We start from the raw sequence: 12,756 nt of genomic DNA on the forward strand, positions 1-12,756 counted from the left end.
TTGATTGATTGATTGGCTGCTGCCGTGCACTATCGCAGGCCATGTTTTGGGCCTGCTGGCGGACAGCATGCTGGCGCGCACTCTACAATGCGGCTCACCTTATGAGCACATCTTCCCAGCGCCCATTCAGCTCGGCTCCAGCCGCCTCGCACGCCGTTCAGGTCGAACTGGTGGCTGTGCTGGCTGCCGTTACCGCCGCACAGCCGCGCATTTTGACTACCCGCCATGGCCAGTCCTTGCCGGCTGGGCCATTTACGACCACGCACCGCTCGCTGCAAACGGGCATGCGCGCATGGGTTGAGTCAGAAACACGCCACCCGATTGGCTATATCGAGCAGCTCTACACCTTTGCCGATCCGGGGCGCTTATTTGATGCCGGCGCGCCAGACCAGCCGCCAATGGCGCGGCATATCTCGATCAGCTACCTGGGCTTGACGCGCGAGCAGCAGGACCTGGAAGCCTCGCTCAACGCCGCAGCCGACCAGGCGGCCTGGCGCAGTTGGTACGATTTTTTTCCATGGGAAGACCAACGCAGCGACTGGGCCACGCAGCTGGTCAAAGAGCGCATTGCGCCTGCGCTGTGCAGCTGGGCAGAGTCCGCACCATCGCATGCGCTGGTGCAAGAGCGGCATGACCGCGTGGCGCGGCATTGGGCTTTGCACGGCCATGAGTGGAGTGAGGACGCGGTATTGCAACGCTATGAACTGCTGTTTGAGGCCGGCCTGATTGCCGAATCCCGTGCGTTACAAGCACCGCCTGCGCCTGCGGGGCAGGCGGCCGTGCAAACGGCACAAACCCCTGTGCTGCCGGGTTTGTCAATGTGGTTTGACCACCGCCGTATTGTTGCCACCGGCATGGCGCGCTTGCGTGCCAAGCTCAAATACCGGCCCGTGGTGTTTGAGCTGATGCCCGAGTCCTTCACGCTGCTGCAGTTGCAGCAGACGGCGGAGGCGATCACGGGGCGCTGGTTGCACAAACAAAACTTCAGGCGTTTGATTGAGCAGCAGGATTTGATTGAAGACACCGGCGACATGTCGGCAGGGCAGGCGGGCAGACCTGCCAAGCTGTTCCGGTTTCGCAGTGGTGTCACGCATGAGCGGGCCATTTCTGGCACCAAGCTGCCGGTGGCGGCCAGCTCCGTGGCTTTGTAGGCGCAATCGCCTCATAAAGCGCTGTAAGAACCTGTTTGCGATCTTTTCGTAGACCGCGTTGGCGCGCAGCATAAGCCGCCATGGGTGGATAAGCGACGGCTCAAGGTGTGTCAGCGAACACCGCGCCTTATCAGAACCGGCGGGTCTTGACCCGCCTTACGCCACTTTGTAATGTCGACACTGCTGCGATACAAACAGATTAAAACGGTTTGACAACCACCAGCACCACAATCGCCGCAAACAGCAATACCGACACTTCATTGAAGCAGCGGTACCAACGCGGGCTGTGCGTGGGCAAGCCCTGCACGAATTTGCGCAGCAACACGCCGCAGCCATGGTGGTAGCCAATCACCAGCAGCACCAAGGCCAGCTTGGCATGCAACCAGCCATTGCCTGGACCTTTGCCAATCCCAATGCCGAGCCACAGCCACGCACCCAGTCCGAGCGCGGGAATGGCCAGCACCGTGGCAAAGCGCAGCAAGCGCTGCGCCATGCCGATCAAGCGTGCACGCTCAGCCACTGAATCAGGCGGCACCTCGGCCAAATTGACCAGAATGCGCGGCAGGTAAAACAGGCCTGCAAACCAGGCTGCAATAAAGACGATGTGAAAGGCTTTGATCCAAAGGTAGAGCATGGCAGGGGGCAATCGTGGGGAGTGGTTATTGTGAAGCAATGCAGTGGGCCATTGCAGGCAGTCTAGGCCATATTTGCCAAGCAGATCGTTTGATACAGACGCTCAGAATGCAACAGCGCGCTTTGCTGAGCTTGACTATGAACACGTTCTACGGCTGTGTGGTCTCAATGCCCAGTATTGGGTGCATACCGCACGGGTGACTGGCCATTGGCTGCGGCCTGTGAGCAGTATGCAATCGCCTGAATTTGTAAACACATTGTGGCGCCAGAGAGACCTGTGAACACCTTCAATTCGGCATTGCAAAGGCAAACGCGTAAAATACCGCGTTTTGCGGTCTTTGCAGCTGAACGCCACGGCGTCTGTAAGCCGCTTTTTGCGTTTTTTTATTGTCTCTTTTTTCTCAGCTGGAGTGATCCCCCATGGCTAACACCACCGCAATGGCCAATGCAATCCGTGCATTGGCCATGGATGCCGTTCAACAAGCCAATTCAGGCCATCCTGGTGCCCCTATGGGCATGGCCGAAATGGCCGTGGCTTTGTGGAGCCGCCATCTGCGCCACAACCCGGTCAACCCACAGTGGGCCGACCGTGACCGTTTTATCCTCTCCAACGGCCACGCCTCCATGCTGAACTACGCAGTCTTGCACCTCAGCGGTTATGACTTGTCGATGGACGACCTGAAGAAATTCCGCACACTGCACAGCAAAACTGCGGGCCACCCTGAAGTGGACCTGACGCCTGGCGTAGAGACCACCACAGGCCCATTGGGCCAGGGCATCACCAATGCAGTGGGCTTTGCGCTGGCTGAAAAACTGCTGGCTGCTGAATTCAACCGCCCCAAGCACAAGATTGTTGACCACCACACCTACGTGTTTCTGGGTGATGGTTGCTTGATGGAAGGCATCAGCCATGAAGCAGCCGCTTTGGCTGGCGCATGGAAGCTCAACAAGCTGATCGCTTTGTACGACGACAACGGCATCTCGATTGACGGCCAGATCACCCCATGGTTTGTCGACAACACGGCTGAGCGTTTCAAAGCCTACCAATGGAATGTGATTGGCCCAGTCGATGGCCACGACGTGGATGCGATTGATGCCGCGATCGCTGCTGCTAAGAAAAGCAGCGACAAGCCAACTCTGGTGATCTGCAAAACCCATATCGGCAAAGGCAGCCCGAACCGCCAAGATACTTCCAAAGCCCACGGCGAGCCGCTGGGCGCCGACGAAATTGCACTGGTGCGCGAAGGCCTGCAATGGAGCCATGCCCCGTTTGAAATCCCACAAGACGTCTACAAAGACTGGGATGCCAAAACCGTTGGTGCCAAAACCGAACGCAGCTGGCAAACCCGCTTCAATGCCTACGCCAAAGCCCATCCTGAGCTGGCTGCAGAATTCACGCGCCGCATGGCTGGTGAACTGCCAGCTAACTTCCACCAGGTTGTGGTGGACAGCATCATCGATGCCCACACCAAGCAAGAAAAAGTCGCGACCCGCAAGGCCAGCCAAATTGCGCTGGAAGCCTTCACCAAAGCGCTGCCAGAACTGCTGGGCGGCTCAGCCGATTTGACAGGCTCCAACCTCACAAACACTTCCAGCACACCGGCTCTGCGCTTTGATGCCGCTGGCAATGTGGTGAAAACCGAGGCCGGTCAAATTGGCCGCCACATCAACTACGGCGTGCGCGAGTTTGGTATGGCTGCGGTGATGAACGGCGTGGCTTTGCACGGTGGCTACATCCCTTACGGTGGCACCTTCCTGACATTCAGCGACTACAGCCGCAACGCCATTCGCATGGCCGCCTTGATGAAGCGCCGCGTTGTGCATGTGTTCACACACGACTCCATCGGTTTGGGTGAAGACGGCCCAACCCACCAATCGATCGAGCACGCAGCCAGCCTGCGCCTGATCCCGAACCTGGATGTGTGGCGTCCTGCCGACACGGCCGAGACCGCAGTGGCTTGGGCCGAAGCGCTGTTGCAAAAAGACCGTCCAACGGCCTTGCTGCTGTCGCGCCAAGCCGTGCCTTATGCGGCCAAAAAAGACGTGGCCGACATCAAGCGCGGTGCTTATGTGCTGTCTGAGCCAGCCGATATTGGCTTGAAGCAAGCCGCCCAAGCGGTGATTTTGGCCACTGGTACCGAAGTCGCCTTGGCCATGCAAGCCCAGCAATTGCTGGCCGAGCGCGGCGTGGCCGTGCGCGTGGTGTCCGTGCCAAGCACCAATGCCTTTGATCGCCAAGACACCAAGTACAAAACCAAGGTGCTGCCAGAAAACCTGCCACGCATTGCCGTTGAAGCCGGCGTGACCGACTTCTGGTGGAAATACGGCTGCGCCGCCGTGGTTGGTATCGACCGTTTTGGCGAATCTGCTCCGGCTGGCGACTTGTTCAAATTCTTTGGCTTCACGCCAGAGAATATCGCCAATACGGTGCAATTGGCGCTGCAAAAACGCGCTTGATGCTTGGGTTCTTGGCTTGCCGTTGGATGGAAAGCTAAGGCAATATGCATCCTCAAAAGCCTCCATTTGGAGGCTTTTTTTGCGCCGATTTCAAAGGGGGTAGGGTGGCGCAGTTTGGCTGCCCACGCCAGCTGTCGTCGAGACATACAGGGTTGCGACAACGTCCTAATTACATGCCCGGTATTTATGATTCCTTGGCAACGCAGCTTGTCGCCATGTCCGCTGGCGTGGGCAGCCAAGCTGCGCCACCCTACGAAACTGCAGCCTTTGGCAGCGGCAAATGTACCGTCACCAGCAAGCCCCCCCAATCACTTTGGCCCAGTCGAATCTGGCCACCGTGGCGCTCCACAGTCTGCTTCACAATGGCCAGCCCAATGCCACTGCCCACCTCGGCCCCAGCATCGGCTGCGCCGTGCACTTGGTTGATACGGTAAAAACGGTCAAACACCCGCGTGTATTCGGCCTTTGCAATACCAGGACCACTGTCTTGCACTGTCAGCTCAACATGGTCTGCGTGCAAGCAGATTTGCAAGCCCACCTGGCCATGCGCAGGCGTATAGCGAAGGGCGTTGTCCGTCAGATTGGAGACCACCATGCCAAGGGCTGTGGCATCGCCCTGCAGCACCGGTCGCAAGGCATCGGAAACTCCGCTGGCTGCAATCACCTGCAAGTCCAAGGCAATTGATTTGTGTTGTGCAACTGCGCGGTAGCGCTCCAGCACGTCTTCGCACAAGGTCTGCAAGTCGACGTTGAGCTGTGGCACGCTGTGCGGCTCAATGCGCGACAAGTCCAGCAATTGCAGTACCAAACGTTCAATGCGTGCAATGCCCTGGGCCAGTTCTTGCTCGGCCTGGTGGCGCCGCTCTGCGCCTTGCGCGCGCTGCAGCAATTGCAGCTGCAGGCGCAGTGCGGTCACCGGTGTTCTCAATTCGTGCGCGGCATCGGCAATAAAGCGCTGCTGCGCGTGCAGCGCTTGTTGCAAGCGGTCCATGAGTTGGTTCAGGGCTTCAATGATGGTGCGAATTTCTTGCGGGTAGTTGGCCACTGTCAAGGGCGCGAGTGAGTCGGCACTGCGCGTGCCAATCGCATCGGCCACATGCTGCAAGGGTTTCAAACCGCGGCGCAGCGCCCAGTGCAATAAGCCGCCTAGCAGCGCCAGCATGATGGCCAGCACCACAATCAGTTTGAGTGCCAACGCTTGCACAGTCAGCTGGCGCAGGTGGCTGTTTTGGCCCGCTACGGCAATGCCATCGGGGGTGATGACGGTATAGACCCACCAGCGCTGCTTGCCCAGTTGAATATGGCGCAAGCCGCTGTCCTCGCCAGGCGGCAGCAGCACGTCGGGGGTTGAGCTGGCCCGCAAATTGTGCTGGGTATCGAAAATTTGCGTGACGAAGTTATTGCCATCGTCTTCTTCAATAAAACGCGGCAGGTTGTGCGGAATATGCACAGTGGCGCAGCCTGTCACCGGCATGCTCAACGTGGCTGCCAGCGCGATCTGCTTGAGGTTCTCGTTGGAGATTTCATTGATTTCTTCGAGCTGAAAAAAATACGCAGCGACCAGCAGGCAGATACCGCCAATGCTGGCGGCGCCGCCGATCCAGCGCAGCAGCTGTCGGTAGACCGAAAGGGGGCCCGCTTGTGGTGGTGGTTCAGTGTCCAAGATGCTCGCCTACAGGGGGTTGCTGCACAGGCTCTAGCCGATAGCCCAAACCGCGCTGGTTGCTGATGCGCTCATTGCCGATTTTGCGCCGCAGCCGGTAGAGAAATACCTCGACCACATTGCTGTCCACATCGCTGTCCCAGTCGTAGAGCGCATCTTGCAGTTGCTGCTTGGTCATGCTCTGGTGCTGGTGCTGCATCAGCACTTCCAATAACGCATATTCCTTGGCCGACAAATTCAGCGGCTGCCCAGCCAGGCTGGCAGTTTTGCTGCTGGGGGTCAGCACCAGGTCGCCACAACTCCAGCTGGGGTTGGGCTGCTGGGCTTGGCGGCGCTGTACGGCGCGAATGCGGGCGAGTAGCTCGTCCAAATCAAAGGGTTTGAGAATGTAGTCATCGGCCCCGGCATCGAGCCCGGTTATGCGCTGGGTGACGCTGTCGCGCGCTGTCACAATCAGCACGGGTGTTTGCTCGCCACGGCGGCGCATGCTGCGCAAAATATCCAGTCCATCGCCCGAAGGCAGGCCCAAGTCCAATAACACCAGGTCGTAAATCGGCTCAGTGAGGGCAATGCTGGCGCTGGGCGTATCGCGCACCCAGTCAGTCGCATGGCCCTCATCGCCCAGCGCTAGACGCACGGCCCGGCCAATCATTGCATCGTCTTCTACCAACAAAATCCGCATCGCATGCTTTCGTAAGAGGCTTAATTGGCATTAACGGCTTGGCCAGACGGCTGGCGATGAGGCCGCAAACGCTGGCCTATGCAATGCCAGCTCAATGCGCTGACCAAGGAGCAAAGCCACAGAGTCCACACAGTGTGACTCATGAAGTGGGCGCCGCGCCATTGTTGCACCAGCCCGAGTACAAGGCCAGCCACTACGATGCATGCACCCACCCAGGCCGCGCTACGTGGGTTTGGGCTGCGTGCATGCATGACCCACACCAACGGCAAAAATGCCAGGGCGGAAGAGGCATGACCGGCGGGAAAGCAACGCCCAGAGCCCCCATCGGCAATGCCCCATTGCCAGTGCGAGACATAATTGGCGACCCCGCCAAACAGGCTCAAGTCCCACGGGCAACTGGTTTGGCTGAACTGTTTGATGGTACTAATCGTCAGCGTGCACGCCAACATCGTCAACACCAGCCAAACACGCTCTGCGCGGTTCATGGCGCGCAGCGGTCCCCATGGCCAGACAATGCCCAGCACAAAAGCCAAGGCCAGCGCCACGCAGGCCTTCTTGGCCCAGTCATGCAGTACTACGCTGAGCCAGAAACTGTCCTTGAGTGCAAAGCCCTCGGGGCCGCCCATCGCTTGCGCCAGGCGCAGATCCCAGCCGCTGGCATCCCAGGCCAAGATAGCCCCTAAGCCCAGCAATAGCACGAGCGGTAGGCGTAGGCGATGTGTCATGCAAGGTCCTTGCTGGTGGCAGGTGGTTGAGTGTGTGTTTGGGCCTGCGCTTGGCTGACGCAACTGCTGAACACATCCAGGTCCTGTTTATACACCTTGGTTTGAATGGATAAAAGTCCGAGCAGTGTGGGGCTGAGGTTGTCGTGGCTGCGCGGCAACTGGGCCTGTTCGCGCAAACAGTGGGTGTTGAGCGGCTGGCGTGCCAGCCACGCGGGTGAGAGCCAGGCGACCATGGGCACATGGGTTTGGGCGCTGGGGGCCAGCGCATAAGGCATGCCATGCAAATACAGGCCGGCTTCGCCCAGCGATTCGCCGTGGTCAGACAGATACAACATGGCGGTGTCGTATTGCGCAGACTGCGCTTGCAGCCATTGCATCGTCAGGCCCAGGAAATGGCTGGTGTAGCGGATCGAGTTGTCGTAGGCATTGATGATTGCCTCTTGCGTGCAGTCGCCAAAATTGGCGGTGCGGCATTCAGGCGTAAACCCTTTCATCGCCGCTGGACTGCGGCGGTAGTATTCCGGGCCGTGGCTGCCCATTTGGTGCATCACCACCACTACGCCAGGGGATTTGCCAGGCTGGCTGGCACCGCTGCTCAGCAGGCGGGCGACGCGGGCATCCAGGCCACTGAGCATGGCCTCATCCAAGCATTCTTGGTCTGCGCACAGTGCAGGCGTCAAGGCGGCGCTGGTCGTCTCGCTCACCACGCGGTCGCACACGCCTTTGCAGCCGGCTTGGTTGTCCAGCCACAGCACGCGGTAGCCTGCGCGCTGCACCACATCGAGCACGTTTTCATTGTGCTGCTTGCTGGCGGTATGCCCATCTTTACCAAGTACAGAAAACATGCATGGCAGCGACACGGCGGTGCTGGTGCCGCAGGATGTCACGTGCGGGAAATTGATGACATCGGCAGCTAGCAACTCAGGCGTGGTGTTGCGTGCATAGCCATTGGTGCTGAAGTGGTCGGCGCGGGCCGTTTCACCGACGACCAGCACCAGCAGCCGTGGTTTGGTGGTGGCCGCTGGCGTAGCCAAGGCCACATGGGCATCCAAACCTTGTGGGACCAACGGGCCTGCGGCTTTGGCAGGACGCAGGCTGGCTATGGCGCCATACACGGCATTGCTGGGTGTGATGCGGTAGCGCAAGCTCTTGTCATTGCGCATGATGGCCGCTGCTTCCTTGTAGAGCGGCAGCAGGCACAGCACGGCCAACACCGTGGCCATAGCCACCGTCAGCACATTGTGCAGCGCTTGTTTGGACCAGCGCAGATAGCGCACTTGCGCACGCCAAATCCACACCATCGGCAGCACGCTCAGAGCCAATACCTGCAACACCAGCTTGAAGCTGATCAGGCCTTTGACTTCCATCGCATCGGTTTGCCACACATTGACCAGCATGCCGGTGTCAATCACCACGCCATACTGCTGCATCATGCTGGCCGCGACAGCCGCAATCACAACCACTGCCGTGGCCACGGGCTTGAGCAATCCGCGCCAGGCAAACAAAGACAGCAGGGCCCATTGCAAACCAGTCACAGCGGCACCGGCCAGCAATACAACAGCCAGCTTATCGGCTGCATCGCCAGCAATTTGTGGCCACAAAGCGCTCCAGAAACTGCTATTGCACAGCAAGCTGAACCAGATGGACACGGCCAGCATCATGGTCACTGCCGAAGGCTGGGACAACAGCGCATGCAGGCGCTGTTTCAGCGCAAAGCCGCTGGGCGAAAAAGCGGGAGATGTGAGGGTAGAAGCCATGGTGTTCAGCGCGCCATCAAAGGCCATGCAAAGGTGGTGACAAGGCTTCACACGATAGACAGGGCTGACTGAACGCTGGCTTAACGCCGGTTTAAGCGGCAGTGCTGCGCATGCACAGGCGTTGTGCCCTAGGGTGGCGCAGCTGTGCTGCCCACGCCAGCTGCAGTTGAAAAATACAGCGTTGCGACAACTGACTCATCACATGACCGGCTTTCACGATCCCTTGGCAACGCTGCTGGTGGCCATGTCCGCTGGCGTGGGCAGCACAGCTGCGCCACCCAACCAGCTGCATGTTGCATGTCACAAAAAACGCTATGCTGGCGGCCCACCAAAACAGCTTTCTTGAGTGAAGACCCCGTGAGCCCACAACACCCCCACAGCCAGCCGATTCCCCCGGACTGCAACGTCATCCAATTGCATTTGCACCGCCTTGAGATGCTGTTTGATCCGATGGATCCTTCTCCCTGGCTCAGCAAAGACTTGCAGCCACGCATCCTGGAGCGCATTGTGGAGGGCGCCAGAGACTATCCGCTGAATGCGCCACTGGCCTTGGTCATTTATGCCGACCAGATGGACGAACAGCTGCAAGATACACACAGCGTGTGTGACGCGCTGCGCACGAATTTTGCACAACTGTCCATGCAGGCGCGCCACCGTTTGCGGCTGCACCTGCGCCGAGGCCTGATCAGCTTGATGATTGGTCTGACAGTGCTGGCCTGCGCCCTGATCGGCTCCAAATTGCTGGGCGAGGGCACGATCGCATCTACGCTGCGTGAAAGCCTGGACATCGGCGGCTGGGTTGCGCTGTGGCGGCCGATGGAGATGTTTCTCTACGACTGGTGGCCGATACAGGGGGACAGAATGCGGTATCGGAAGCTGAGTCGGATGCCGATTCAGATTCATGTGCAGCAAGAGGCGCCAGTGCGCCAAGGCCAAGCGTAATGGGCTTGCCCGCGGCCAGGCCGTAAAGCGCAGGCCCGGGCTTATGTGCAGCAAGTAGGCGGTAGCCAGCCCAACCCAACCCAACAAAAGGCTTAGACCGGCGTGCTTTGCAGAATCTGAAAAAACACACTCTCCAAAGAAACTGCGGGTTTGACTGACAGCAAATGGCTGCCATTGGCATGCAACTGGCTGATGAAGGCGGGCAGCTCTGCCTCGGGCAACTCGATTTCGAACTCCCCGTTGCGAATGGTGCCAACAGCCCGCTGGTCGGTGGCATTGCCCTGGTAACGCACCAGATAGCGCCCAGCACGTTCCTTGGCCAGCTCTTGGGGAGATCGCACGGTCAGCAACTGGCCCTGGTGGATAAAGCCAAACCGGTCGGCAATGCGTTCCACATCGTGCAGCACATGGGAGGTAAAGAAAATCGCTCCGCCAGCGCGTTTGTATTCGGCCAGAATATCGACCACGTCTTTGCGGCCTACCGGGTCCAAGCCTGACAAAGGCTCATCCAGAATCAAGAGCCGGGGCTGCACCACCAGTGCGTGGGCAAGGGCCACGCGCTGCACATTGCCTTTGGAGAGTTCACGGATACGGCGCTTGGCATTGCCCGCGACAGAAAAACGCTCCAGCCATTGCATGCACCAGGCATTGGCATCGGTGCGTCGAATGCCATACATATCCAGCGCCATGCGCAAGATCTCCAGCGGCGTGAACTGCTCGTACAAAGCAGGCGACTCTGGCACATAGGCCACGCCCTTGCGGGCATGTGCATGGTGGGCATCCACCCCGTAAATACGCACTTGACCGTCATAGTCATTGATGATGTCCAGCATCACCTTGATGGTGGTGGACTTGCCTGCGCCGTTGGGGCCGACAAAACCAAACACCTCACCGTCTTCCACGGTCAGGCTCACATTGCGCATCGCCTCTACGGTTTTGTGGCGGGACTTGAATTGCTTGCTGACATTGTCAAATGCCAGTGCATATTGTTTTTTCATATTTTCCCCAATCTGGCAGTCTTAATCCGTAGAGCGCAATCGGAAGTGGCCATCTTCAAATTCATAGCCCAAACGCATTGGGTCGGATGGAAATGCTTGCAAAACGCCTGAAGACAATAATTCATCTGGGGCCTGTAAAGGGCGCCCAGTTTTCTGCTCAAACTCGGCCTGGGCCTGCTCCAGCAACTGCAATCCTTCCATGCGTTGCACCCGCTTTTCCAGCATCGCCTTCAAGCGTTGATCATGGGTGGACTCCATCTCATGGCGCAAAAATGCCAGCGAAGCGGCCGTGCTTTGGTAACTTCCCGCTTCCATCATCACGCCAATCCGGTGCAATGAGGATGCCTGATCCTCGCTGCTCGCCCTTGTAGCAGCCAACTCCAAGGATGCGCGCGCCTTGGCTGGATCATGCAAAAAAGAGTTTTGTGCAAGACCGAGAAAAAATGGCGGCGAATAGTCCCATGAGCGGCAATGTGTCGCTCTGCGCAGAATGTCTATGCCATGCTCGGGTGCACCACCCCAAGTCAGAATAGCATTGGCCACATAGTAGTTGTCTTCATGACACGGATTAAGCTGAGAGGCAGTATCGAACGAGCGTAATCTGAACTCACGCTCTGCTGGTAGATTGGCCTCGGTTCCGGAAGACATGGCCCGGAAGTTTTCGATGTTGGCAGCCAGATAACGGTCACCAGCGGCCAGGAAAACCTGTACTGGCGCAGGCAAAACCACCCTGTCTTCGCCAAGCACCTCCAGTCTTGGTTTGCCTGGTGGAGACCACCAAACCAAAGCGATAAAGGCTGCCACTAGCACCAAGGCGGTTAGCAACGGCAAGATATTCGAGCGTTTGGACATACCGGAATCCATTCTGCTGGTTCAGGCAAAACGACGCCGCATTAGCAGCCACACTGCCAGTGCCAGCACAGCCGAACCATAAACTAGCGCTGTCAAGACCTGCCGAGGCCACTCAGCCGCAAGCAGCTCCCAATGGCCATACAGTGCGATTTGGCGAATATCCAGTACTGCAAGATCAGGAATTAAATACCCCAATACCCCTAACGATGCATGGTAAGACTGGGCATCTGCCACCAGCCATGACTCCTGCTGCAGCAAAGCCATGATGGAAGAAAATGAGCGCGCCAGCAACATGAAGCCCAATGTGCCCACCAAGACAAAACTCGGCGTTGCCACAACCACGGCCAATAATGTGCCGACGGCCATGACTACAAACAAATCCACCAGCGTGAATGCCAGTGTCAACCAGTAGGGCCCACCCAATGCGACAGGGGTGGCCTGTTCATAAGCATGTGCTTGCCATCCGACAAACGCTGCCAGCAGCAAAGCAGCTAGACAAAGCAACAGCAGCAGCAGCAAGGCCACAGCCAAGGCACGTCCCAGCAAAAACATGGTGCGGGTGCGTGGGTACGTCAAAGACAGCAGGAAAAACCGCCTATCAAACTCTTTAGCCAGCAAGTCCTGTAGTAGCAACAAACCAATCAGCGGCAAACCCAGCCTGATGATGGACAGTCCCACATCCAAAGCCACAGTGGCAGGTTGGCGCCCACTGAACTCTGCAGAAAGCCAGGCAGCACCCAGCATACAGACCAATAACCACCCCGCCATCACAAGAAATTGATGCCGAATGGCCAGACGCAAACCAATTTTAAGATCAGGCAGAATAGACAATGGCTTTCACCGATATTCGTGATGAAATAAAAAAGTAACCCCTGCTGACAGAGAAAACTGTGAGC

Annotated in this window: 11 protein-coding genes; 3 read left to right on the plus strand and 8 right to left on the minus strand. The window is 58.2% G+C overall.

All coding sequences use genetic code 11. From position 1 onward, the window contains the following. The first annotated feature begins 101 nt into the window (after positions 1-101). Positions 102-1,151 (plus strand): NUDIX hydrolase, encoded by a 1,050-nt coding sequence (locus E8K88_RS05460; RefSeq protein ID WP_136405643.1) that lies wholly within the window; start codon positions 102-104, stop codon positions 1,149-1,151. A 199-nt stretch (positions 1,152-1,350) separates the two neighbouring features. Here E8K88_RS05460 and E8K88_RS05465 read toward each other — a convergent pair whose 3' ends face one another. Beyond that, on the minus strand, positions 1,351-1,785 hold the full coding sequence (locus tag E8K88_RS05465; RefSeq protein ID WP_136405644.1) for a CopD family protein: 435 nt from the start codon (positions 1,783-1,785) through the stop codon (positions 1,351-1,353). A gap of 419 nt (positions 1,786-2,204) precedes the next feature. Between E8K88_RS05465 and tkt the strand changes: the two genes are divergently transcribed. Then, positions 2,205-4,241: a transketolase gene (tkt, locus tag E8K88_RS05470; protein WP_136405645.1), complete on the plus strand. Its 2,037-nt coding sequence runs from the start codon at positions 2,205-2,207 to the stop codon at positions 4,239-4,241. A 250-nt stretch (positions 4,242-4,491) separates the two neighbouring features. Here tkt and E8K88_RS05475 read toward each other — a convergent pair whose 3' ends face one another. The 4 genes from E8K88_RS05475 to E8K88_RS05490 are packed head-to-tail and all read right to left on the minus strand — an operon-like array spanning position 4,492 to position 9,068. Next, the gene (locus tag E8K88_RS05475; protein ID WP_136405646.1) at positions 4,492-5,904 is read right to left on the minus strand and encodes an ATP-binding protein; all 1,413 of its coding nucleotides are present in this window, start codon (positions 5,902-5,904) and stop codon (positions 4,492-4,494) included. Beyond that, a complete protein-coding gene (locus E8K88_RS05480; protein WP_136405647.1) occupies positions 5,894-6,586 on the minus strand; it encodes a response regulator in 693 nt (230 codons plus the stop codon). Before E8K88_RS05480 ends, E8K88_RS05475 begins: the two co-directional genes overlap by 11 nt. Before the next feature lie 20 nt (positions 6,587-6,606). Further along, positions 6,607-7,311, minus strand: a complete 705-nt coding sequence (locus tag E8K88_RS05485) for a phosphatase PAP2 family protein (RefSeq protein ID WP_136405648.1) — start codon at positions 7,309-7,311, stop codon at positions 6,607-6,609. Then, positions 7,308-9,068, minus strand: coding sequence for a phosphoethanolamine transferase (locus E8K88_RS05490; RefSeq protein ID WP_168797252.1), 1,761 nt, complete (start codon positions 9,066-9,068; stop codon positions 7,308-7,310). The genes E8K88_RS05485 and E8K88_RS05490 overlap by 4 nt, the downstream gene beginning before the upstream one ends. A gap of 342 nt (positions 9,069-9,410) precedes the next feature. Here E8K88_RS05490 and E8K88_RS05495 point away from each other — a divergent pair, with 342 nt between their 5' ends. Continuing rightward, the gene (locus E8K88_RS05495; protein WP_136405650.1) at positions 9,411-10,010 is read left to right on the plus strand and encodes a hypothetical protein; all 600 of its coding nucleotides are present in this window, start codon (positions 9,411-9,413) and stop codon (positions 10,008-10,010) included. Between the two features lie 92 nt (positions 10,011-10,102). Here E8K88_RS05495 and E8K88_RS05500 read toward each other — a convergent pair whose 3' ends face one another. Genes E8K88_RS05500 through E8K88_RS05510 form a run of 3 tightly spaced genes read right to left on the minus strand, consistent with a single transcriptional unit; the run spans position 10,103 to position 12,628 of the window. Next, positions 10,103-11,008 (minus strand): ABC transporter ATP-binding protein, encoded by a 906-nt coding sequence (locus E8K88_RS05500; RefSeq protein ID WP_136405651.1) that lies wholly within the window; start codon positions 11,006-11,008, stop codon positions 10,103-10,105. Positions 11,009-11,029: 21 nt separating this feature from the next. Continuing rightward, positions 11,030-11,860 (minus strand): hypothetical protein, encoded by an 831-nt coding sequence (locus tag E8K88_RS05505; RefSeq protein ID WP_136405652.1) that lies wholly within the window; start codon positions 11,858-11,860, stop codon positions 11,030-11,032. A 21-nt stretch (positions 11,861-11,881) separates the two neighbouring features. Continuing rightward, a complete protein-coding gene (locus E8K88_RS05510; RefSeq protein WP_205880029.1) occupies positions 11,882-12,628 on the minus strand; it encodes a hypothetical protein in 747 nt (248 codons plus the stop codon). Positions 12,629-12,756 lie beyond the last annotated feature (128 nt).

Source organism: Lampropedia aestuarii, from assembly GCF_004803635.1.
Lineage (GTDB): Bacteria > Pseudomonadota > Gammaproteobacteria > Burkholderiales > Burkholderiaceae_C > Lampropedia > Lampropedia aestuarii.

Coding starts and splice junctions, on each gene's coding strand:
- E8K88_RS05460 (WP_136405643.1), top strand. CDS start 102: ATGAGCACATCTTCCCAGCGCCCATTCAGCTCGGCTCCAGCCGCCTCG.
- E8K88_RS05465 (WP_136405644.1), bottom strand. CDS start 1,785: ATGCTCTACCTTTGGATCAAAGCCTTTCACATCGTCTTTATTGCAGCC.
- tkt (WP_136405645.1), top strand. CDS start 2,205: ATGGCTAACACCACCGCAATGGCCAATGCAATCCGTGCATTGGCCATG.
- E8K88_RS05480 (WP_136405647.1), bottom strand. CDS start 6,586: ATGCGGATTTTGTTGGTAGAAGACGATGCAATGATTGGCCGGGCCGTG.
- E8K88_RS05485 (WP_136405648.1), bottom strand. CDS start 7,311: ATGACACATCGCCTACGCCTACCGCTCGTGCTATTGCTGGGCTTAGGG.
- E8K88_RS05490 (WP_168797252.1), bottom strand. CDS start 9,068: ATGGCTTCTACCCTCACATCTCCCGCTTTTTCGCCCAGCGGCTTTGCG.
- E8K88_RS05500 (WP_136405651.1), bottom strand. CDS start 11,008: ATGAAAAAACAATATGCACTGGCATTTGACAATGTCAGCAAGCAATTC.
- E8K88_RS05505 (WP_136405652.1), bottom strand. CDS start 11,860: ATGTCCAAACGCTCGAATATCTTGCCGTTGCTAACCGCCTTGGTGCTA.
- E8K88_RS05510 (WP_205880029.1), bottom strand. CDS start 12,628: ATGGCGGGGTGGTTATTGGTCTGTATGCTGGGTGCTGCCTGGCTTTCT.